Here is a 20893-nt window from a genome sequence, read left to right on the forward strand (position 1 = left end):
GCGGTAGCCCGGATGCAATCCGGGTTTCTTTGGTCTTTTACCCGGATTACATCCGGGCTACGGGCATGATGCTGCCCTGCACACAGATCGGTGGCAGGGGCTTTAACCGCGACGGAGCCAGCCAGGTCACGGCAGGCTCATCCCTCAATCCAAGGCACGGGCCAACTGGATCAGCTCCGCTCGCCAAGCGGCTGCAGCCGGCAGGGCCAAAAAGTACGGATTAAGCAGCGACTCACGCGCCTCATAGGTCAGCACCTCGCCCTGCAACGTCAGCACCTCACCGCCCGCACCTTCCAGCACGCCTTGCGCCGCGGCAGTGTCCCACTGCGAGGTCGGGGCTAAGCGCGGGTAGCAGTCGGCATTGCCTTCGGCGAGCAGGCAGAATTTCAGTGAGCTGCCGACGCTGGCTAGTTGCAGATCACCAAAGCGCTCGCTCAAACCTGCCAGCAAGGCTTCTTGTGCAGGGCTGGAATGACGACGGCTGGCCACCAATGTAAACGCTTCCTGCGGGGCCAACCGCACGCTGATCGCCTCGCTGACACCTGCCGCATCAGCGCGCCAAGCGCCCAGACCAGCGCCGCCGTAATAGCACTGGCCGCTGGCTGGAATGCCGACCACGCCGAACACCACGCGACCGTTTTCGATCAGCGCGACGTTGACGGTGAATTCCTCGCTGCCGGCAATAAACTCCTTGGTGCCATCCAGCGGGTCAACCAGCCACCAGCGCTGCCACTGCGCACGCACGCTCAGGGCGATATCCGCGGCTTCCTCGGAAAGCACCGGGATATCAGGGGCCAAGGCCAGCAGGCCATCATTAAGAAGGTGGTGCGCAGCCATATCGGCAGCGGTCACTGGCGAGGCATCGGCTTTCTCATTGACCGTCACGTTGGCGCGCCAGTGCGGCAGGATGGCGGCACCGGCCAGACGCACCAACTCGATCACTGCAGGAATCAGGGGGTGGCTCACGGTTTAAATTCTCCACGCTGAGTCAACACATCGCGAACCAAATACAGCGCGGCCAGGGCACGGCCTTCGGTGAATTGTGGCTGTTGGATCAGGCTCAGCAGTTCGCGCAGGTTGGCTTTATCGACACGCATCGGTTCTGGCTCATCGCCAGGCAGGCGTTCTTCGTAAAGGTCTTGAGCCAGCACCACCTGAATTTTCTGGCTCATGTAACCCGGCGACAGGCTTAGCTCAGCCAGATGCTCAAGATGCCGCGCGCCAAAGCCGGCTTCTTCCTTCAGCTCACGGTTCGCCGCCGCCAACACATCCTCACCCGGCTCGATCAGCCCCTTGGGCAGCGACAGCTGATAATCATCGGTGCCGCCGCAGTATTCCTCCACCAGCAAGGCGTGCTCGGCATCCGCCATCGCCACCACCATCACCGCGCCATAGCCTGCGCCTTTGCCCGCCAGCCGCTCATAGGTGCGCTCAACGCCATTACTGAACCTCAGCTGCAACTCCTCAACCCGGAACAGACGGCTGCTGGCAACAATTTCGCGGGCGAGTACGGTAGGTTTCTGGCGCATGAGGCGGCTCCTGGGCAGGGCATAGCGGGTTATCATAACGCGGCTTGTCCGATTATCTGCCCAGGAGATTGCGCGACCTCGACGCCACAAGCGCAAATCGCCATAGCCTGCGCACCAGCCCAAAGAGTTCGCATGCCCGCCTTGCCTTGGAACGCCATCGACACCGTCCTGCTGGATATGGACGGCACCCTGCTCGATCTGCACTTCGACAACCACTTCTGGTTGCAGCACTTGCCGCAGCGCTACGCCGAGCACCACGGCATCAGCCGCGCGCTGGCTGACGCCGAATTGCTGCCGCTGTTCCGTGAGCACGCCGGCACTCTTAACTGGTACTGCACAGATTTTTGGAGCCGCGAACTCAACCTGTCGATCCGCGACCTTAAGCGCGAAGTTGCGCACCTGATCGCCCTGCGCCCGGACGCCGACACCTTTATCCAGGCTCTGCGCGCGGCAGGTAAACAGGTAGTGCTGATTACCAATGCGCACCGCGACTCGCTGTCGCTAAAGCTGGAGCGCATTGAGCTGGTGCCCTATTTCGACCGCCTGATCAGCTCCCACGACTACGGCTTCCCCAAGGAAGATCAGCAGTTCTGGCATGCCCTGCAACTCGACATCACCTTCACGCCGGCGCGCAGCCTGTTTATTGATGACAGCCTGCCCATTTTGCGCAGCGCTGGACGTTTTGGTATCGGCCACCTGCTCGCCGTGCATCAGCCCGACAGCCAGGCCGCGCCGAAAGACACCGAAGAGTTTGCCGCCGTTGAGGATTACCACGCCCTGCTGCAGGGGCTGTAGCCTCAAACAGCGTGCCGCCCAAGGACATTGAGGATGCTTTATGGATATCAAACAGCTGAAGTTCCTCATCGCTTTAGATGAAACCCGGCATTTCGGCCAGGCCGCCGCGCGCTGCCATATCACCCAGCCGACGTTATCCATGCGCATACGCCAACTGGAAGATGAGTTGGGCCTGCAGTTGGTGCACCGTGGCCAGCGCTTCGAGGGTTTCAGCGCCGAGGGCGAGCGCATTCTGGCCTGGGCCCGCAGTGTGATGGCCGCGCATGATGGCCTGTACGCCGAAGCAGCCGCCTGCCGTGGGCAGCTGGTCGGCACCCTGCGCTTGGGCGTGGTGCCGTTGGCGGGCTTCGACCCGATGCGCTTGGTGCAGTTTTTCGCGGAGCAACATCCCGGCCTGCGTTTTCAGCTGTTTGCCCTGAGCAGCGAGGAGATCCTTGAACGCCTCGGGCGCAATCAGCTCGACCTTGGCCTGTCGTACCTCGACCGCCTCAACCCTGAGCATTTCGACAGTTTAGAGCTGGCGCAAACCTCCATGGGCCTGTTGTATGACCGTCGGCACTTCCAGTTCACCGGCCCGGCGCTGCGCTGGGAAAGCCTGATCGAACTGCCGCTGGGATTGCTCTCGGCGGGCATGCATTTTCGCCAATCCATCGACCACAGCTTTCGCTCCCGTGGCCTGACGCCCAGCCCACGGCTGGAAACCGATGCCGTGCATCAACTGTTACAAGCCGTCAGCGCAGGCTTGTGTTGCGCGATCATGCCGCTCAACGGCGGCTTAGCGGAGTTCACCGAGCACCTGGCGCTGACGCCGATTGAGGATGCGCACATCCGCGCGCCACTGGGCTTGATTTTGCGCCGCAGCGCGCCGCGCTCAGCCCTGGCCGAAGCCTGCTTTGCCGAAGCGCATAAGCTTTTTCCCGGCACGGCGGGCTGCAAGGCTCACGCTTGACGCCTTGATAGAGCACATCGATCAAAAGATCGTTAACAGCAATTAGACGCCCCTGATAGAGCGGCCTAGGCTGGCAAGACCACGTAATCGCCGGGAAGTCTTGTCCATGTCACGCCACGCGCCCACCAGCCCGCCACCCAGCGCGCCGACATTACTACCAGCACCCACCTACAGCTTTGCTGAGCTGGCTACCGACCAGCAAAGCGGGGCAGCCGCGCTGGCCAGCGAAACCGCTCTGGCGATCAGCTATAACGGCATCAGCCACAGCGTGATGATGGTTTCGCCCAGCGACCTAGAAGACTTTATCTACGGCTTCAGCCTGAGCGCCGGCCTGATCGACCGCTTCGATGAGATCTACGACATCAGCCTCCAGCAGCATGACAGCGCCATCAGTGCCGACGTACAGGTCAGCAACCGCGCCTTCTGGGCACTCAAGCAGCAGCGGCGCACGCTGACCGGTAACAGCGGCTGCGGCCTGTGCGGGGTCGAGGCATTGGCACAAGCGCTGCCGCAGCTGCAGAGCCTGATGCCCAGCCCACTGCCGGCAGCCGCTCACTTGCAAGGCTTACGCGCACGCATTCAAGCCAAACAAACCATGGCTCGCCACAGTGGTGCGGTGCATGCCGCGCTGTTTGTCGATGGCCAGGGACAGATCCGCCTGTGCCGCGAAGACATCGGCCGGCATAACGCGCTCGACAAGCTACTCGGCGCACTGCACCGCGACAGTGAAGACCTGCGCCTGGGCTTTGCCGTAGTCACCAGCCGTTGCAGCCTGGAGCTGATCCACAAGGCGCTGCGCGCCGGTATCGGCACCCTGGTCAGCCTGTCGGCACCGACCAGCCTGAGCGTGCAATGGGCACGCCAGCACAACCTCAATCTGATCCATATTCCCCAGCAGAGCGCACCACGGGTGTACAGCCCGGCCGCACCCGGAGCTACCCAACCATGAGCCTGCAACCAATCAAACCGCGCTACCAACCCTACCAAAGCGCCGCCGCTGGCTGGGGTGCGCTGCGCAGCGTTACGCACTTCTGGCTGGACAGTAAGCAGCCGTTCAAAAACCTGCGCGCCCTGCTCAAGACGAATCAGCATGGCGGCTTTGACTGCCCAGGCTGCGCCTGGGGCGACTCGCCGGAAGACGGCCACATCAAGTTCTGTGAGAACGGCGCCAAAGCGGTTAATTGGGAAGCCACCAAACGCCGGGTGGATGCCGCCTTCTTCGCCCGTTACAGCGTCAGCCAGCTGCGTGAGCAGAGCGATTACTGGCTGGAATACCAGGGCCGCCTGACCGAACCCATGCGCTATGACGCCGCCAGCGATCACTACCAGCCGATCAGTTGGGACGCCGCCTTTGCCCTGATAGCCGAGCACCTGAAACAGCTGGAAAGCCCCAATCAAGCGGAGTTCTACACCTCCGGCCGGGCCAGCAATGAAGCGGCTTATCTGTATCAGCTGTTTGTGCGCGCCTTTGGCAGCAACAACTTCCCTGACTGCTCAAACATGTGTCACGAGGCCAGCGGCGTGGCCCTCGGCCAGAGCATCGGCACCGGTAAAGGTAGCGTGACCTTCGCCGACTTTGCGCACAGCGATGCGATCTTCGTGCTCGGGCAAAACCCCGGCACCAACCATCCGCGCATGCTCGAACCACTGAGCGAAGCGGTCAAACGCGGCGCACAGGTGGTGTGTTTCAACCCGCTAAAAGAGCGCGGCCTGGAACGTTTCCAGCATCCGCAGCATGCGCTGGAAATGCTCACCAACGGCTCCGAGCCATTGAACACCGCGTTCTTCCGCCCCGCCTTGGGCGGCGACTTGGCAGCGCTGCGCGGCATGGCCAAGTTTCTTCTGCAATGGCACCGCGAAGCGCTGGCCAAAGGCGAGCCGGCGGTGTTCGACCTGGCGTTTATTGCTGAACACACCGGCGGCGTAGATGACTACCTGGCACTGCTGGATGCCAGCAGCTGGGCGTCGCTGGTCGAACAATCCGGCCTGAGCCTGGATGACTTGCAACATGCTGCCCTGCTCTACCGGCGCGCCGAACGGGTGATCATCTGCTGGGCCATGGGCATTACCCAGCACCACAACTCGGTGGCGACCATTCAGGAAATCGTCAACCTGCAGCTGCTGCGCGGCAACCTCGGCAAGCCGGGCGCCGGCCTGTGCCCGGTGCGTGGGCATAGCAACGTGCAGGGCGACCGCACCATGGGCATCAATGAGCGCCCAGCAGCGGCGTTTCTCGATGCATTAGAAAAGCGCTTTCAGTTCCAGGTACCGCGCGCGCAGGGCCACAACACCGTCGAGGCGATCAACGCCATGCTCGACGGTAACGCCAAAGTGTTTATCGGCCTGGGCGGCAACTTCGCTCAGGCCACCCCGGACAGCCCGCGCAGCCATGCCGCGCTAAGCCGCTGCGCGCTGACCGTGCAGATCAGCACCAAGCTCAACCGCAGCCACCTGACCACCGGCACGGATGCGCTGATTCTGCCGTGCCTCGGCCGTACCGACATCGACCAGCAGGCCGGCGGCCCGCAGGCCGTGACCGTGGAAGACTCATTCAGCATGGTCCACGCCTCCTACGGCCAGCTCGAACCGCTGTCGGCGCAGATGCGCTCGGAGCCGGCGATCATCGCGGGTATCGCCAACGCTACACTGGGCGACCACCCGGTTGAGTGGGGTGCGCTGATTGCCGATTACCGGCGCATCCGCGAGCTGATTGCCGAAACAATCCCGGGCTTCAACGATTTCAACCAGCGCCTGCAACACCCCAGTGGCTTCTACCTGGGCAACGCCGCTGCCGAACGGCGCTGGCTGACCGCGAGCCAGAAGGCCAACTTCAAGGCCAACCCACTGCCCACCGACCTGCTGCCACCGCAGGTGCGCAACAGCGGGCAGACGCCAGACCTGATCCTGCAAACCCTGCGCTCCCACGACCAGTACAACACCACCATCTATGGCCTCGACGACCGCTACCGCGGGGTCAAGGGCCAGCGTCAGGTGCTGTTCGTCAACGAAGCCGACATCCTGCGCCTGGGTTTCCAGCCAGGGCAGAAGGTCGACATTCAGTCCATTTGGGATGACGGTATCGAGCGCAAGGTCTTAGGCTTCACCCTGCTGGCCTTCGATATTCCCGCCGGCCAGGCCGCCGCTTACTACCCGGAGGCCAATCCATTAGTGCCGCTGCAGAGCGTGGGTGCGGGCAGTTTCACCCCGACCTCGAAGTACGTAGCGATCCGCCTGCAGGCGCATCACGCCGAGGCACGCATTCTTTAATCGCGGGTTGTGTGGCGGCGATCACAACAGCGACCAACGGCAGGGAATTTTTTCCTGCAATTGGCTCTAAGAGTGGGTACGGACTCTTCATCCTTTAAAACCAAAGGCTTAGGTCCGCATCCCCTTTAGTCGAGAAGGTCTGCCGTATGCGTACATTATGTTCTGCGCTGATATTCAGCGCCCTGGTTTCCCCTCTCGCTTTCGCTGGTGATACCGGCAAGGTCGCCATTGGCAGCGGACTCGGCGGCGTATTGGGTAATGTAATCGGCCAACAGGTTGGCGGCAGCACGGGCGCGGCGGTTGGTGCAGGCCTGGGTGGCGCAGCCGGTGGGGTGATTACCGCACGTGACGGTAACAAAACTGAAGCCGCACTGGGCGGTGGGCTGGGTGCTGCGGGTGGCTCGGTATTGGGCAATAAGGTTGGCGGCAGCACGGGCTCAACCATCGGTGCCGGTCTCGGTGGCGCAGCGGGTGGCGCGCTGGCCAATGAGTACGCCGGTGGTGGCGAACGCGACAGAGGTCATTACAACGGCAAAAAGCACAAAAAACATAAGAAGCATAAACACCACTAGGTAGCGAACCCAGACAACCGAAAGCCGCTCATCAGCGGCTTTTTCTTGGGTGCTCACTCACGCTGTTCAGGCTGGCCGATGGCTGCGAAAGCCCCGTTGGGCGCTTGTCGAGCGCGCGCCGCTTAGCCGGCATGCTCAACCAACAGAACCGTCAACGCAGCGCGCAGATTTTCCGGGATGCTCATCGGCCGATTGCTGCTGCGGTCAACGAACACATGCACAAAGCGCCCGGCGGCGCAGGCAACATGCTCGCCCTCTTTGAACACCGCCAGCTCATATTGAACCGAGCTGTTGCCTAATTTGCCGACTCGCAAGCCAATCTCGATGCGCTCAGGGAAGGCGATGGAAGCGAAGTAGTCGCAGCTCGAACTCACAACAAAACCCACCACACTGCCGTGATGAATATCCAGGCCGCCCACTTCGATCAAGTAGGTGTTCACCGCGCTGTCAAAGAAGCTGTAGTAGGTGACGTTGTTCACATGGCCGTAAACATCGTTGTCGTGCCAGCGCGTGGTGATGGGCTGGAAGTGACGATAGTCGCGACGCAGGTGCTCTGGGGGGTTCATGCAAAGTCCTTATCGAGGGTCATCAGTAGGCGACTTGGTAGATCGCTAAGGCATGGGCTTCGGTCACTTCCCGTGGGTTATTCACCAGCAGGCGCTGCTGCTGCATGGCATCGTGAGCCAAGGTCGGCAACATGTCTTGGGCCACGCCCGCATCGCGCAGGCGCGTCGGCAAACCGCTGCGTTCGCTAAAATCTACCAAAGCGCCGATAAACTGCTCGGTTTGCTGCACCTCGTTGCCCGCGCGCAGGTGCTTGCCCACCACCAACGGTGCTAACTCGGCATACAGCGGCGCCGCGACGCTGGCGTTAAAACCCAGCACATGCGGCAGCACCAGCGCGTTACTCAGCCCATGGGGAATATGAAAGTGCCCGCCCAGCGGATACGCCAGCGCATGCACCGCCGCCACCGGCGCGTTGGCAAACGCCTGCCCGGCTAAACAAGAACCGAGCAACATGGCCTGACGCGCCTCGCGGTTAGCGCCGTTGTGCACCACTTCATCTAGGTTGGCGGCGAGCAGGCGCAGCGCTTCGCGGGCCAGCAGATCAGACAGCGGGTTCTTCTTCAGCACGCTGGTGTAGGCCTCAATGGCATGCACCATGGCGTCGATGCCGGTGGCCGCTGTCACCGCCGGCGGCAGACCAAGGGTCAGCTCAGCATCCAATACGGCCACGTCGGGCAACAGCAACGGCGAGACCACACCCATTTTGCTGGTTGCCCCGGTGGTGATAATGGAAATCTGGGTGACTTCCGAACCGGTGCCGGCGGTGGTTGGCAGCAGAATCAGCGGCAGGCGCGGGCCGCGGGCATTACCGACGCCATACAGTTGCGCCAGTTGCTGGCTGCAATCGGCATGCGCCAGCAGCGCGACCAGCTTGGCCACATCCATCGAACTGCCGCCACCAAAGCCGATAATCAACTGCGCCTTAAACGCCTTGGCCTGCGCCACTGCAGCCAGCACGATGGCTTCCGGCGGATCAGCCACAACCTGATCGAACACCTCAACACTGACACCGGCCGGCGCAAACCCCGGCAACACGCTGTCGAGCAGGCCAAGCTGGCGGATACCTGGGTCAGTCACAATCAGCACCCGCTGCGCACCGCGCTCGCGGCACAATTGGCCCACGCGTTGGGACGCACCCAGCTCACAGAGAATTTGTGCGGTTGTGGCAAAGCTAAAGGGCAGCATTGGGCGTCCTCTTATTAGTAAGGGTTATGCGTGTTTGGTACTTATCCTACGCGCCTCACCGAGTGGCACTCACTTGATTGATAAGCGCAGCAGCCGACACGGTCAACGCACCTCCATCAGAATTGAATGGCCCACCCCGGCAGCCACGCATAAAAAAGGCCACTGCCGATCAGCAGTAGCCTTGGGAAACGCGATGCGGTGCGCTAAAACGCGGCGCTGCCAATCAACATACCGTGCATCACCCGGTAGGTTTTGCGCCCGGACTGCAGGGTCAACGGGTTACGCCCGGCGATCACCCAGCCTTTGGCCAATAGCTTGTCGATGTAAACGCGCAGCTCCGGTAAATAGCGCTGCTCTTTTTGAAGTGATTCCATTGCGCTCACCCTCTTAATAACTGCTCTGTGGCCGCCGCCATTCTTATCTGGCTTATCATCCGTGAGCGCGGTCACAAAATATAGTGGCGTGCTGTCTGCTGCTAAAGCGGCAAATGGCCATGTGCCTGTAGGCATAACGCTTCAACTAGTTATAGCGTTTGGCTTACATTGTTGCTAAGTCTAGACCGCGGCAGCGTTTTCCGTAGGTTTCACGACCTGCGGTGAGCTGAACTGCAGATAACCGTCTGCAACCTTGCCATAGCGCAGCAGCGCCAGGTCAAACAGGTAGTTCTGGTAGAGCTTCCAGGGGGCACGATCGCCTTGGCTGGGGATCTTACCCGCCGCCCGCTGGATATAGCCGGAAGCAAGATCAAGAAAGGGTGCAGTTTTAACGGCTCGCGCCGCATCACGCGGGGTGCATTGGCGCATGCCCGTGGCGTCCATGTGATTGATCAGCCGGCAGAAGTACTCGCTGGATAGATCGGCTTTAAGCGTCCAGCTGGCATTGGTGTACCCCAACACCACCGCCGCATTCGGCAAGTCGCGCAGCATAATGCCGCGATAACCCATGCTCTGCGCGGCGTCGAAAGGCACGCCATCCACTGCCACACTCATGCCGCCAAATAGCTGTAACTCCAGGCCCGTGGCACTGATGATGACGTCCGCTGGCAGCTCTTGGCCGGACTTGAGACGGATGCCGGTGGCGGTAAACCCGTCGATATGCTCGGTCACCACCGATGCCTTGCCCTCACGCAGCACATTAAACAGATCGCCGTTAGGCACCGCACACACGCGCTCATCCCAAGGGTTGTAGCTGGGGCTAAAGTGGCGCATGTCGAAGTCCGCACCCAGCTCGCGCTTAGCCAGGCGTAATAATACCTTGCGCACCAAGCTGGGCCAGACCCTAGAGAGTTTGAAGAAGCCCATTTGCATGGCCACATTGCGCGTACGCGCCAACCGATACACCCACGCTTCCGGTAGAAATCGCCGCAAAAACGCCGATATCGAGTCGCCCTCGGGCAGGCTGACCACATAGGTCGGTGAGCGCTGCAGCATGGTCACATGCTTGGCTTTATCGGCCATGGCCGGCACTAACGTCACCGCCGTGGCACCGCTGCCAATAACCACCACTTGCTTACCGCTGTAATCGAAGTTTTCCGGCCATAGCTGCGGGTGAATAAACGTCCCTTGGAATTGCTCGCGGCCCTTAAATTCAGGGGTGTAGCCCGCCTCGTAACGGTAATAGCCGGTGCACATCAGCAGGTGCTGGCAACGTATGCTGACCGGTTCGGCTTCATCGCCACGCTGTACCTGCAAGGTCCATGTGGCCTGTTCGGTGCTCCAGTCAGCGCTGAGCACTTTGTGCTCAAAGCGGATCTTTTCCTGAATGCCGTTTTCCTGCGCGGTTTCTTCGATATAACGACGGATCGACGGGCCGTCAGCAATCGCCAGTGGGTTGGTCCAGGGTTTGAAGTTGTAGCCGAGGGTGAACATGTCTGAGTCGGAACGTATACCCGGATAACGAAACAAGTCCCAGGTGCCACCGAGTGCGGCACGGCCCTCAAGGATGGCGAAGCGCTTGCTCGGGCAGTGCTTCATCAGGTGATACGCGGCACCGACGCCGGATAAACCCGCGCCAATGATCAAAACATCCAAATGCTCGACAGACATGGTGGCTCCTCAGGCTTCTTCTTATGCATGCCGGCCTCGCTTATGGGCCAACAGTGTTCGCCAGAATCACCCGCAGCGGCCGTTTTGTCATCCAACCATTGCTGTTATGAACAGCAGCAGGTTAGCGCGAGTGATGACGAGCAGCTGATTTGCCCGCCTAGATTGCCGCGTGCATAAGCCTGTTAAAATAGCCGTCTCCCCCACTGACTGCCGCCCATGACGCCCACCGACCTCACCACCCTGCAGCAGCACTTGATCAGCGCCTTGAATAGCCCTCCGCCGGAAACTCGCCGCCTGTTTCACGGGCGCGGCCGCTGCTGGTCGGGGCTGGAGCAGATCACGGTGGACTGGCTGCAAGGCGTGCTGCTGGTGGCGCTGTTTAAGCCGCTGAGTGATAGCGAGTTGCAGGCGCTACAGGCGATGTTACAGGCCCTCGGTCAGAGCACGACGTGGCAGCACAGCGGTGCCCACAGCCTGTTGCTGCAACAACGCTATCTGCCCGAAAGCCCTACGCAATGGCTACTCGGTGAACCGCTGGAACATTGGGATATTGGCGAGCACGGCCTGAACTATCGCCTCGATTTGGGCAAAAAACAGAACACCGGGCTGTTCCTCGACATGCGCCATGGCCGCCAATGGGTGCAAGCGCATGCAGCAGGCAAACGCGTGCTCAACTTATTTGCCTACACCTGCGGTTTTTCAGTGGCCGCGTTAGCTGGTGGTGCGCAGCACGTGGTCAATTTAGACATGTCCAGGCCGGCGCTCAGCCGGGGCCGCGACAACCATCGACTCAACCAACATGACCTGAGCCAGGTGGTATTTCTCGGCTATGACCTGTTCAAGTCTTGGGGCAAAGTCGCCAAGTACGGACCTTATGACCTGATCATCATCGACCCGCCGTCCTTCCAGCGCGGCAGCTTTGTTTTGAGCAAAGATTACCCGCGAACGCTGCGCCGTCTGCCCGAGTTGCTCGCCGCCAACGGCATGGTCCTGGCTTGCAGCAACGAGCCAGAAATCGGCCCGCAATACCTGATTGATGCGATGGCCAGTGAAGCGCCCAACCTGCGTTTCAGCGAACGCCTGAGCAACCCCGCGGAGTTCCCGGATAGCCAGCCGGATAGCGCTTTAAAAGCGTTGGTGTTTCGCCACAACTAAAGCCCTCGCCGGCGGCTTAGCAGAGACTTACCGCGAGAACTTAGGCAAAGACAAAGTACTTGCGCACGGTTTCGACCACTTCCCACGTGCCCTTCATGCCCACTTCAATGACAAAAATATCACCGGCGCGCAAGTGGATCGGCTCTTCGCCTTCTGGCGTGATGATGCAATAGCCTTCCTGAAAGTGGCAGTACTCCCACTTTTCATAAGCCACTTCCCACTTACCTGGGGTGCAAATCCAGGTGCCCATGATCTTGCTGCCGTCTTCTGAGGTGTAAGCGTTCAGGTTGACGGTGTGCGGCTCACCGGCGACGCGGGTCCACTTGCACGCGTCCAGCAGCGGTATTGGCAGGGTTTCGCGCAGTACGGTAATCGGCTTCATGACAAGCTCCTAAGGTCAGCAAACAAGACAGCCGAGTCTAGGACTGAGACGTCACGGCAACTATCCTGAAGTCGACCTAGAGCTGCCTGAAAGCGCAGCCCAACGCGCCGCTGAAACAACCCGCGCTAAATCAGCACAACGCCAAAACCCTCGTGTTGTGCCTCGCGACTGGCCCGCGCCGAACATCCAAGCGGCCGAGCGAACTGGGCGTAACTCGGCCAGAAGGTTAAGCTGTGCGCCATGAGCACAGCCCCGTTTATCACCCCGCTTGCCCCCACCCGCACGGATGCGCCTTCAGGTTTGCGCATTGGCGGTGACTGGACGCTGGCCCATTACGCCAGCCTCGAAACCGAGGTGTTGCGGCGTCGTGGCGCCTTGCACGGTGACGCCAGCATCGACCTGCAAGCGCTCGGCGCGCTGGATACTGCCGGCGCTGCGCTGCTGGTGGAGTTACTCGGCGCTCAGCGCTTAGCACAACTGGCCAATGATGCGCCGGGGCTGGCCAGTGAGCGCCGGGCCTTATTGCAAGCGGTTGGCAAAGCCATCGCCGAGGCCGGTGATGCTGTAACGGTAAAGCGCATTCCGGCGTGGCGTGAATTCTTCGGCCAAATTGGCCAATCCCTCGAAGAGCTTTGGCAGCAAGGCGTGGCGCTGCTCGGCTTTATCGGCATGACCTTGGCAGCGATGGCAGCGATCGCCTTGCGCCCCAGCCGCTGGCGCATGACGTCGCTGGTCGCCCACCTGCAACAGAGCGGCCTCAATGCGGTACCCATCGTCGCGCTGCTGACCTTCTTGGTGGGCGCCGTGGTGGCCTTTCTCGGTGCCACGGTACTCGCCGACTTTGGTGCGAGCATCTACACCGTTGACCTGGTGGCCTTCTCCTTTTTGCGTGAATTTGGCGTGTTGCTCACCGCCATTTTGATCGCCGGCCGCACCGCCAGCGCCTATACCGCACAGATTGGCTCGATGAAGGCCAACGAAGAAATCGACGCCATCCGCACCCTCGGTCTCGACCCACTGGAACTGCTGGTGTTGCCACGGGTGTTTGCCTTGCTGATCGCCCTGCCAATCCTGACGTTTATCGCCATGCTCAGCGGCATCCTTGGCGGCGCGGTGGTCTGTGCCCTGAGCCTAGACATCCCGCCGACCATGTACCTGGCCATGCTGCAGGAAAATATCGCCCTCAAACACTTCTGGGTCGGCATGGCCAAAGCGCCGATATTTGCCTTTCTGATCGCGGTAATTGGTTGTTTGGAGGGCTTTAAAGTCACCGGCAGCGCGCAATCAGTCGGTGAGCGCACCACCTCCAGCGTGGTTCAGTCGATTTTTGTGGTGATTGTGCTCGACGCCCTCGCCGCGTTGTTTCTCATGGAGATGGGCTGGTGACGGGCGAAGCCATTATCCAAGTGCGTCAACTGGTGAATCGCTTCGGCAGCCAAACGGTGCACCAAAATCTCGATTTAGACCTGTATCGCGGTGAAGTACTGGGTGTGGTCGGCGGCTCTGGCACCGGCAAGTCGGTATTACTGCGCAGCATTCTCGGCTTGCGCCGCGCCAATTCCGGCAGCGTGCGGGTCTTTGGTGAAGAGCTGCTGGATCTGCCGCCTGAGCGCCGCTCGCAACTGGAACGGCGCTTCGGTGTGCTGTATCAACGCGGCGCATTGTTTTCCTCGCTGACGGTGACGGAAAACATCGCCTTGCCGCTAATCGAGCACGCGGGCCTCAGCCGCACCTCGGCCGAGCGCTTGGCACTGGTCAAGCTGGCACTGGTCGGCTTGGCGCGTGAAGCCGGTGACAAATACCCCACCGAGCTGTCTGGTGGCATGGTCAAGCGCGCAGCACTGGCCCGCGCCTTGGCGCTGGAGCCAGAGATTTTGTTTCTCGATGAACCCACCGCCGGGCTTGATCCGATTGGCGCAGCGGCTTTTGACCAACTGATTCTGACCCTGCGCGATGCGCTCGGCCTCAGCGTGTTTCTGGTCACCCACGACCTCGACACGCTCTACACCATCTGTGATCGGGTGGCGGTGTTAGCGGAACAACGCGTGCTGGTGGCCGACCGCCTGGACGTGGTGGCCGCCACCGACAACCCATGGATTGACCAATACTTTCACGGCCCGCGCGGACGCGCAGCCGAACAGGCGGCCAACGGCGCGCCAGGGAGAAGCTAAATGGAACCGCGTGCGCACCACGTGTTGATTGGCCTGTTCACCGTGCTGATGGCAGCGGCCGCGCTGGGCTTTGCGTTGTGGCTGAGCAAGGCCAGTTCGGAGCAAGAGTGGCGTGACTATGACGTGATCTTCAACGAGGCCGTCAGCGGCTTGTCTCAGGGCAGCGTGGTGCAATACAGCGGCATCAAGGTCGGTGATGTGATCGACCTGCGCCTAGACCCCAAAGACCCGCGCAAAGTCCGCGCCCATATTCGCGTCAGCGCCAGTACCCCGATCAAGCAAGACACCCGCGCACGCCTATCAATCACCGGGATTACCGGCGCCGCGTTGATCCAGCTGCACAGCGGCACCCCAGACAGCCCAATCCTTGCCAGCCAAGGTAACCAACGGGCGGAAATTATCGCCGACCGCTCGCCGCTGGCACGCTTAATGACCAACGGTGAAGACTTAGTCATCAGCGTCACGCGCCTGCTCGACCGCGCTAACCAACTGTTCTCCCAAGAGAATGTCGGGCGTATTTCGCGCACCCTGGAAAACATCGAACAAACCAGCGCCAGCGTCGCCGCACAGCGCGATGAGCTGCGCCAGGCGCTGCAACACATGAGCACAGCCAGCCAGGAAGCTGCCGACCTGATGCGCAACGCCAACCAGCTCATCAGCGGTCAGGGCCGTGACGCGATGGACAGCGCCAGCCGCCTGATGGCCTCACTGGAACGCAGCAGCAACACCGTCGAACAGTTACTGATAGACAACCGCAGCGCGCTCGATGGCGGCATGCAGGGGATTGGCGAACTGGGCCCGACCATCGGCGAACTGCGCGAAACCCTCAGCGCCCTGCGCTCCTTCTCCCGCCGCTTGGAAGAAGACCCTGCCGGCTACCTGCTGCGCAGCGACACCATTAAGGAGTTCCAACCATGAACCGCCTTCGCCTGCTTGCCGCCGTGGCGCTGATCAGCAGCCTGAGCGCCTGCTCGATATGGCCTAAAAGTCCGGTTCTGAGCGTTTACCGCCTGCCCGCCACGCACCTGCCTGCGCACACCGGCAGCACCACGTGGACACTGCGGGTGAACACGCCCTACAGCAGCCAACTGCTCGACAGCACGCGGATTGCCGTGGTGCCGCCGGGCGATCAAGTCAGCGCCTACCAGGGCGTACGCTGGAGCGATCGCGCGCCTCTGCTGCTGCGTGATCGGCTGATCGACGCCTTCCTTGATGACGGCCGCCTAAGGGCAGTCAGCAGTGATAGCGCACGCCTGCAGGCTGACCTTGAACTGGACGGCGACCTGCGCGCCTTCCACAGCGAATACCAGAACGGCCAGCCGGTCACGCGCATCCTGTTCGAAGCGCGGCTGGTGCAAAGCGGCACGCTGCGTATCCTCGCCAGCCGGCGCTTTAACGTCAGTCAAACAGCCCGCGACACGTCAGTACCCGCGGTGGTCAACGCCTTCGGCGAAGCGGGCGACCAACTGGCCCGCGAGGTGCTGGAATGGACGTTAAGCCAAGGCCAGACAGCACAGCAGCAGTGAGCTAACTCCCCTACAACGCACGAGGTAAGGCGACCATGGATAGATTTATGCAAGCAGCCATCGACGAAGCTCGCCAAGGTCTGGCCGAAGGCGGTATCCCGATTGGTTCAGTGCTGGTGCATAACGGCCAAATTATTGGCCGCGGGCACAACCGACGCGTGCAGCAAGGCAGCGCCATTCGCCATGGTGAAATGGACGCCTTGGAAAACGCCGGACGGCAGACCGCACAGACTTACCGCGAGTCGGTGCTCTTCACCACCCTCTCGCCTTGCGCGATGTGCAGTGGAGCCATTCTGTTGTATGGCATTCCTAAAGTGGTCATCGGCGAGAACCAGAGCTTCCTCGGCGAGGAAGCGCTGCTGCGCGAGCGCGGCGTAAGCCTTGAGGTGCTGCACAACAGCGAATGCCTGCACCTGATGCAGGGCTTTATCGCCGCCCAGCCAACCCTGTGGAACGAAGATATCGGTGAATAGCCGCTAGCCTTGTTGAGCGAGCAACCACGCTCGCACCTCGGCATAGGGATACTCTTCCAGCGCCGCAAACCCGCTAATCTGACGCGCCTTGAGCTTGGTAAATAGCGGCACGCTGATGCCGCAGAGAAAGCGCGTTAGGCATTCACTGCTCGGCTGGCTGCCTTTCACCTCCTGATGTTTGCGCGAAAAGCCGTCGCATAGCCCACGTACATCCTGCTCAGCCAAAGACGATAAGGCTGGCGGCGCAGGCAGGCGGGCGACCTGCCCACGGCATACCGAACAATGCCCGCACTGCTGCGGCGCATTATCGTCACCAAAGTAAGCGGCCAAACGCTGGCTTAGGCATTGCTCGCTGGCAAACAAGGCCAGCATGGCGTGAATCCGGCGGATCTCACTGGCCTCCTGCTGGCTGAAATAGCCGTGCAATTCGGCGCTCAGCGCGGCCGGGTCGAAATGCGGGTCAAGCAATGCATAAACCTCGGTCATCTGTTTGCTTTCCAGCTCGACCCAGCCTTTCTCCTGAAAATAATCCAGCGCTTTGATCACCCGACCACGCTCGGCTTGGCTTTGCTGATAGAGAAGGTCGAAATCCACCGCGCACCAGGTGCGTGCGCGCTGCGAGGTACTGATCAGCGCCTCGACAAACTGCCGCCGTTCGCCGTCGAACTTGGCCAGCAGCGCCTCAGGCTCTAGCAAGTACTTGAAGCAATACTCGGCGAAATAGGCATAGCGCGGTGCGATGATGCCGCGCAGCTCCAACTGCACCAGCAGGGTTTTCAGCGGCAGCTGGCGGATATTGCTCTGATCGGCAAGCGAGTTGAGCATCAACTCCCACTCGCCACCCTGAGCATTAGCCAACAACTCATCGAGCACGCAGCGAATGCCGCCCAACTCCGGCGTGTCGCCATACACGAAGTTTTCCAGCACGTTGAGGCTGTCGCGATTGGCCAGCACCAGACAATCCGAGGGCTGGCCGTCACGGCCGGCGCGACCGATTTCCTGGCTGTAATTCTCGATGGATTTAGGCAGGTCAAAGTGCACCACATTGCGGATATCACTCTTGTCGATGCCCATGCCGAAGGCGATGGTGGCGACGATGCAGTTGATCTGCCCGGCCATAAACTGGCGCTGGATCGCCTCCCGCGCGTCGTGCGGCATCCCGGCGTGGTAAGCGCTGGCAGCAATGCCACACTGGCTCAGGCGCGCAGCCACCTGCTCAGCGGTTTTTTGCTGCGTGACGTAAACGATGCTCGGCTGCCCGGCCTTGCCCCCCAGCCATTGCTCTAGACGGCGCTGTTTGTCAGCACCACTAACCGGCTCAACCAACAGATTGAGGTTGGCCCGGTAGAAGCCGGTGGTGACCACATCATCCGCGGCAATGGCGAACTTCTTTTGCATGTCGGCAATCACTGGCGGCGTTGCCGTGGCGGTCAGCAGCAGCACCTGCGGTATGCCGAACTGACGCTGATAATCCGGTAATTTCAGGTAGTCCGGACGGAAGTTGTGCCCCCACTCGGAGATGCAATGCGCCTCGTCGATCACCAGCAGGGAAATCGGTACTTGGCTGATGAAATGACGGAAGCGCTCGTTCTTCAGGCGCTCGACCGAGATCATCAGAATTTTCAGCTCGCCGGATTTCGCCCGGGCCATTACCGCACTGGCGGCCTCTCGGCTTTGCGCCGAGTCGATACTGGCGGCGCTGATGCCCCGACCATGCAGAAACGCCAATTGGTCCTGCATCAAGGCCAGCAGCGGCGAGACCACCAACGTCAGGTGCGGTAGGTGCAAGGCCGGCAACTGGTAACACAGCGACTTGCCCGAGCCCGTGGGGAAGATGGCCGCCGCTGAACGGCCCGCCAGCACGGCGCTGACAACCCGCTCCTGACCGGGGCGCAGCTGCTGAAAGCCAAACACGCGCTCAAGGGTACTCATAGCGGTTACTCCATTGACCGCAACAGCGGCAAACAATAATTAAGACCTAGAAGCCGCCCGGCTATTGCCAATCCAACTAACAAGGTCAGCTTTAGACGCCTACAGTGAGTTCATGCAGGCAAACAAAGGAGATGAGTATGCAGGTATCTGGTTTCAACGGCAGCTTGCCGGTCACCCGTTAGATTGCTCACCCATCCGGCCAGAAGGCCGCACAGCACAGACACCGGCTAACCCGGCGTCACTGAGGCGAATACTGGGCCGATGTGCAATCAAGCAGGGATCACGCAAACTCACCGTACGCTGTGTCACGCCACGAATCTTATGGGCCAAGCAACTCGAAAGCCCCAGCGCCGCCAGCGCCATATCGACACGTTCTGGCACTCGCCAGCCTTGTTTAAGTCGACAGTCGCCACGCAAAGACACTGGAAATCGCCTGAGATGCCAACCGTAAAAGCCGCGGCCTGAGTCAACAACAGGGCAACCCGTGAGGCCGTGCAGAGCGGCCACCTGATTAACGTTAAACGTCACAACCGCCTAATGTGCCTGATCTGCTTGCAGATACGCACCCAAAGCCGCCTCAGGGCGGCTTTTCCGTTTGGGTCTATCGCGTGCGCACAAACGCAGCAGGCTTAGACCTTTCTCCCCTAGGGCAAACAACTTATCCGCGCAGCGCCACCCGACCGAGCATCACCCGCGCTGTTCAATCAGGTATATCGCGGCTCTATATGCAAAAAACCGCCCTAAGGCGGTTTTAAGTTACAGCGAATGCGGCTTAAAGCTGCGGGCCGGCATTACGGATCGCATCGGACACGTCGAACTTTTTGAAGTTCTCCACAAACAAACCCGCTAGGCCTTTCGCTGCTTGGTCGTAGGCATTCTGATCAGCCCAGGTGTTACGCGGGTTGAGCAAATTGGTTTCAACACCCGGCACCGACTTTGGCACGCTGAGGTTGATGATGGGCAGTTGCTCGGTTTCAGTGCCGATCAGCGCGCCGCTCTGGATCGCAGCAATCACGCCACGGGTGGTCGGAATATTGAAGCGCTTGCCGACGCCATAGCCGCCGCCGGTCCAGCCGGTGTTGACCAGATACACCTTGGAACCGAAGCCGCGAATGCGCTTGATCAGCAATTCCGCGTATTCACCGGCCGGGCGCGGGAAGAATGGTGCGCCGAAGCAGGTGGAGAAAGTCGACTTAATGCCGCCGCCGCTGCCCATTTCAGTGGAGCCCACCAGCGCGGTGTAACCGGAGAGGAAGTGGTAGGCCGCCTGCTCTTCGTTGAGGATCGACACCGGTGGCAACACGCCAGTCAGGTCGCAGGTCAAGAAGATCACCGCGTTCGGCTCGCCGCCGAGGTTGTTCTCGCTGCGCTTCTCAATCAGTTCCAGCGGGTAAGCCGCACGGCTGTTCTGAGTCAGGCTGTCGTCGGCGTAATCCGGCACACGATTTTCATCGAGCACCACGTTTTCCAGTACGGCGCCGAACTGAATGGCTTTCCAGATGACCGGCTCGTTCTTCTCAGACAAATCGATGCACTTGGCGTAGCAACCGCCCTCAATGTTGAACACCACGCCCACGCCCCAGCCGTGCTCGTCGTCACCGATCAGGTAACGGCTCGGGTCGGCCGACAAGGTGGTCTTACCCGTGCCAGACAAGCCGAAGAACAAGGTGACGTCGCCCTCTTCACCGATGTTGGCGGCGCAATGCATTGGCAGCACGTCAGCATCTGGCAGCAGGAAGTTCTGCACGCTGAACATGGCTTTCTTCATCTCGCCGGCGTAACGCATACCGGCGATCAGGACTTTCTTGGCGGCGAAATTGAGGATCACGCACCCATCAGAATTGGTGCCGTCACGCTCAGGCACACACTCGAAGTTGGCGACGTTGAGGATCTGCCACTCACCCTTGCTCGCCGGGTTGTACTGCGGCGGGTTGATAAACAAGCAGCGGCCAAACAGGTTCTGCCACGCCGTCGCCGTGGTCATTTTCACCGGTAGGTAGTGCGCGTCGGCCGAACCTACATGAACGTAGGATACAAAGCTGTCCTGGGCATCGGAGAATGCCTGTACGCGGTCCCACAGGGCATCGAATTTGTCGGCTGGGAATGGGCGATTGATCGCGCCCCAGGCGATTTTTGCCTCGGTGCTTGGCTCTTGCACAATGAAGCGGTCAGCCGGCGAACGACCAGTACGGTGGCCAGTGCGTACGACCAGCGAGCCAGTAGCGGCCAGTTCGCCTTCGCCGCGACGAAGGGCTTCTTCGACCAGTTGGGCAGCGCTGATGTCGGTGTGCACGGCGTTGTTGGCTTGCGTCATGTGGGTCCCCGTTGGCCAAGCGGCCGAGTCT

General features: G+C 60.8%; 20 protein-coding genes. 11 read left to right on the plus strand and 9 right to left on the minus strand.

Annotated elements, in window-relative coordinates:
* Positions 1–144: 144 nt before the first annotated feature.
* Positions 145–966, minus strand: coding sequence for a 3'(2'),5'-bisphosphate nucleotidase CysQ (gene cysQ, locus WF513_RS16150; protein WP_339080421.1), 822 nt, complete (start codon positions 964–966; stop codon positions 145–147).
* Positions 963–1529: an ADP compounds hydrolase NudE gene (gene nudE / locus WF513_RS16155; RefSeq protein ID WP_339080422.1), complete on the minus strand. Its 567-nt coding sequence runs from the start codon at positions 1527–1529 to the stop codon at positions 963–965. Before nudE ends, cysQ begins: the two co-directional genes overlap by 4 nt.
* Positions 1530–1661: 132 nt before the next feature.
* On the opposite strand from nudE, the gene yrfG reads away from it, so the two are divergent.
* The 5 genes from yrfG to WF513_RS16180 all read left to right on the plus strand — a co-directional run bounded on the left by yrfG (position 1662) and on the right by WF513_RS16180 (position 7112).
* Complete coding sequence (gene yrfG / locus WF513_RS16160) at positions 1662–2324, plus strand: GMP/IMP nucleotidase (RefSeq protein ID WP_339080423.1); 663 nt, start codon at positions 1662–1664, stop codon at positions 2322–2324.
* Positions 2325–2364: 40 nt separating this feature from the next.
* Positions 2365–3273 carry a LysR family transcriptional regulator gene (locus WF513_RS16165; RefSeq protein ID WP_339080424.1) on the plus strand — a complete coding sequence of 303 codons (909 nt, stop codon included), beginning with the start codon at positions 2365–2367 and terminating at the stop codon, positions 3271–3273.
* 106 nt (positions 3274–3379) lie between these two features.
* Positions 3380–4222 carry a formate dehydrogenase accessory sulfurtransferase FdhD gene (fdhD, locus tag WF513_RS16170; protein WP_339080425.1) on the plus strand — a complete coding sequence of 281 codons (843 nt, stop codon included), beginning with the start codon at positions 3380–3382 and terminating at the stop codon, positions 4220–4222.
* Positions 4219–6540, plus strand: a complete 2322-nt coding sequence (locus WF513_RS16175; protein ID WP_339080426.1) for an FdhF/YdeP family oxidoreductase — start codon at positions 4219–4221, stop codon at positions 6538–6540. Before fdhD ends, WF513_RS16175 begins: the two co-directional genes overlap by 4 nt.
* Before the next feature lie 146 nt (positions 6541–6686).
* The gene (locus WF513_RS16180) at positions 6687–7112 is read left to right on the plus strand and encodes a glycine zipper domain-containing protein (protein ID WP_339080427.1); all 426 of its coding nucleotides are present in this window, start codon (positions 6687–6689) and stop codon (positions 7110–7112) included.
* 122 nt (positions 7113–7234) lie between these two features.
* Here the strand turns inward: WF513_RS16180 and WF513_RS16185 are convergent, their stop codons facing one another.
* From WF513_RS16185 to WF513_RS16200, 4 genes are all read right to left on the minus strand, one after another.
* Positions 7235–7678 carry a thioesterase family protein gene (locus WF513_RS16185; protein ID WP_339080428.1) on the minus strand — a complete coding sequence of 148 codons (444 nt, stop codon included), beginning with the start codon at positions 7676–7678 and terminating at the stop codon, positions 7235–7237.
* A gap of 22 nt (positions 7679–7700) precedes the next feature.
* Positions 7701–8864 carry an iron-containing alcohol dehydrogenase gene (locus WF513_RS16190; protein WP_339080429.1) on the minus strand — a complete coding sequence of 388 codons (1164 nt, stop codon included), beginning with the start codon at positions 8862–8864 and terminating at the stop codon, positions 7701–7703.
* 203 nt (positions 8865–9067) lie between these two features.
* Positions 9068–9238 carry a hypothetical protein gene (locus WF513_RS16195; protein WP_339080430.1) on the minus strand — a complete coding sequence of 57 codons (171 nt, stop codon included), beginning with the start codon at positions 9236–9238 and terminating at the stop codon, positions 9068–9070.
* A 180-nt stretch (positions 9239–9418) separates the two neighbouring features.
* Positions 9419–10909 carry an NAD(P)/FAD-dependent oxidoreductase gene (locus WF513_RS16200; RefSeq protein WP_339080431.1) on the minus strand — a complete coding sequence of 497 codons (1491 nt, stop codon included), beginning with the start codon at positions 10907–10909 and terminating at the stop codon, positions 9419–9421.
* Between the two features lie 216 nt (positions 10910–11125).
* On the opposite strand from WF513_RS16200, the gene WF513_RS16205 reads away from it, so the two are divergent.
* Positions 11126–12064, plus strand: a complete 939-nt coding sequence (locus WF513_RS16205) for a class I SAM-dependent methyltransferase (RefSeq protein ID WP_339080432.1) — start codon at positions 11126–11128, stop codon at positions 12062–12064.
* Positions 12065–12104: 40 nt separating this feature from the next.
* On the opposite strand, the gene WF513_RS16210 is transcribed toward WF513_RS16205, so the two are convergent.
* Positions 12105–12446 (minus strand): cupin domain-containing protein, encoded by a 342-nt coding sequence (locus WF513_RS16210; protein WP_339080433.1) that lies wholly within the window; start codon positions 12444–12446, stop codon positions 12105–12107.
* A gap of 240 nt (positions 12447–12686) precedes the next feature.
* On the opposite strand from WF513_RS16210, the gene WF513_RS16215 reads away from it, so the two are divergent.
* Genes WF513_RS16215 through WF513_RS16235 form a run of 5 tightly spaced genes read left to right on the plus strand, consistent with a single transcriptional unit; the run spans position 12687 to position 16616 of the window.
* On the plus strand, positions 12687–13832 hold the full coding sequence (locus WF513_RS16215) for an ABC transporter permease (RefSeq protein WP_339080434.1): 1146 nt from the start codon (positions 12687–12689) through the stop codon (positions 13830–13832).
* On the plus strand, positions 13829–14617 hold the full coding sequence (locus WF513_RS16220; RefSeq protein ID WP_339080435.1) for an ATP-binding cassette domain-containing protein: 789 nt from the start codon (positions 13829–13831) through the stop codon (positions 14615–14617). The genes WF513_RS16215 and WF513_RS16220 overlap by 4 nt, the downstream gene beginning before the upstream one ends.
* Positions 14618–15535 carry an MlaD family protein gene (locus tag WF513_RS16225; RefSeq protein WP_339080436.1) on the plus strand — a complete coding sequence of 306 codons (918 nt, stop codon included), beginning with the start codon at positions 14618–14620 and terminating at the stop codon, positions 15533–15535. It begins immediately after the preceding gene.
* The gene (locus tag WF513_RS16230) at positions 15532–16143 is read left to right on the plus strand and encodes an ABC-type transport auxiliary lipoprotein family protein (protein WP_339080437.1); all 612 of its coding nucleotides are present in this window, start codon (positions 15532–15534) and stop codon (positions 16141–16143) included. The genes WF513_RS16225 and WF513_RS16230 overlap by 4 nt, the downstream gene beginning before the upstream one ends.
* Before the next feature lie 35 nt (positions 16144–16178).
* Positions 16179–16616 carry a nucleoside deaminase gene (locus tag WF513_RS16235; protein ID WP_339080438.1) on the plus strand — a complete coding sequence of 146 codons (438 nt, stop codon included), beginning with the start codon at positions 16179–16181 and terminating at the stop codon, positions 16614–16616.
* A 3-nt stretch (positions 16617–16619) separates the two neighbouring features.
* Here WF513_RS16235 and WF513_RS16240 read toward each other — a convergent pair whose 3' ends face one another.
* Complete coding sequence (locus WF513_RS16240; RefSeq protein WP_339080439.1) at positions 16620–18548, minus strand: RecQ family ATP-dependent DNA helicase; 1929 nt, start codon at positions 18546–18548, stop codon at positions 16620–16622.
* Between the two features lie 772 nt (positions 18549–19320).
* Entirely contained in the window at positions 19321–20862 is a 1542-nt protein-coding gene (locus tag WF513_RS16245) for a phosphoenolpyruvate carboxykinase (protein WP_339080440.1), read from the minus strand.
* Positions 20863–20893: the final 31 nt, after the last annotated feature.

The sequence above is a fragment of the Pseudomonas sp. TMP9 genome, from assembly GCF_037943105.1.
Classification (GTDB): Bacteria; Pseudomonadota; Gammaproteobacteria; order Pseudomonadales; family Pseudomonadaceae; genus Aquipseudomonas.

Excerpts from the sequence above, each read along its gene's own strand:
- nudE (WP_339080422.1), bottom strand. The coding sequence starts at position 1,529 with ATGCGCCAGAAACCTACCGTACTCGCCCGCGAAATTGTTGCCAGCAGC.
- yrfG (WP_339080423.1), top strand. The coding sequence starts at position 1,662 with ATGCCCGCCTTGCCTTGGAACGCCATCGACACCGTCCTGCTGGATATG.
- WF513_RS16165 (WP_339080424.1), top strand. The coding sequence starts at position 2,365 with ATGGATATCAAACAGCTGAAGTTCCTCATCGCTTTAGATGAAACCCGG.
- fdhD (WP_339080425.1), top strand. The coding sequence starts at position 3,380 with ATGTCACGCCACGCGCCCACCAGCCCGCCACCCAGCGCGCCGACATTA.
- WF513_RS16175 (WP_339080426.1), top strand. The coding sequence starts at position 4,219 with ATGAGCCTGCAACCAATCAAACCGCGCTACCAACCCTACCAAAGCGCC.
- WF513_RS16180 (WP_339080427.1), top strand. The coding sequence starts at position 6,687 with ATGCGTACATTATGTTCTGCGCTGATATTCAGCGCCCTGGTTTCCCCT.
- WF513_RS16185 (WP_339080428.1), bottom strand. The coding sequence starts at position 7,678 with ATGAACCCCCCAGAGCACCTGCGTCGCGACTATCGTCACTTCCAGCCC.
- WF513_RS16190 (WP_339080429.1), bottom strand. The coding sequence starts at position 8,864 with ATGCTGCCCTTTAGCTTTGCCACAACCGCACAAATTCTCTGTGAGCTG.
- WF513_RS16195 (WP_339080430.1), bottom strand. The coding sequence starts at position 9,238 with ATGGAATCACTTCAAAAAGAGCAGCGCTATTTACCGGAGCTGCGCGTT.
- WF513_RS16200 (WP_339080431.1), bottom strand. The coding sequence starts at position 10,909 with ATGTCTGTCGAGCATTTGGATGTTTTGATCATTGGCGCGGGTTTATCC.
- WF513_RS16205 (WP_339080432.1), top strand. The coding sequence starts at position 11,126 with ATGACGCCCACCGACCTCACCACCCTGCAGCAGCACTTGATCAGCGCC.
- WF513_RS16210 (WP_339080433.1), bottom strand. The coding sequence starts at position 12,446 with ATGAAGCCGATTACCGTACTGCGCGAAACCCTGCCAATACCGCTGCTG.
- WF513_RS16215 (WP_339080434.1), top strand. The coding sequence starts at position 12,687 with ATGAGCACAGCCCCGTTTATCACCCCGCTTGCCCCCACCCGCACGGAT.
- WF513_RS16225 (WP_339080436.1), top strand. The coding sequence starts at position 14,618 with ATGGAACCGCGTGCGCACCACGTGTTGATTGGCCTGTTCACCGTGCTG.
- WF513_RS16230 (WP_339080437.1), top strand. The coding sequence starts at position 15,532 with ATGAACCGCCTTCGCCTGCTTGCCGCCGTGGCGCTGATCAGCAGCCTG.
- WF513_RS16235 (WP_339080438.1), top strand. The coding sequence starts at position 16,179 with ATGGATAGATTTATGCAAGCAGCCATCGACGAAGCTCGCCAAGGTCTG.
- WF513_RS16240 (WP_339080439.1), bottom strand. The coding sequence starts at position 18,548 with ATGAGTACCCTTGAGCGCGTGTTTGGCTTTCAGCAGCTGCGCCCCGGT.
- WF513_RS16245 (WP_339080440.1), bottom strand. The coding sequence starts at position 20,862 with ATGACGCAAGCCAACAACGCCGTGCACACCGACATCAGCGCTGCCCAA.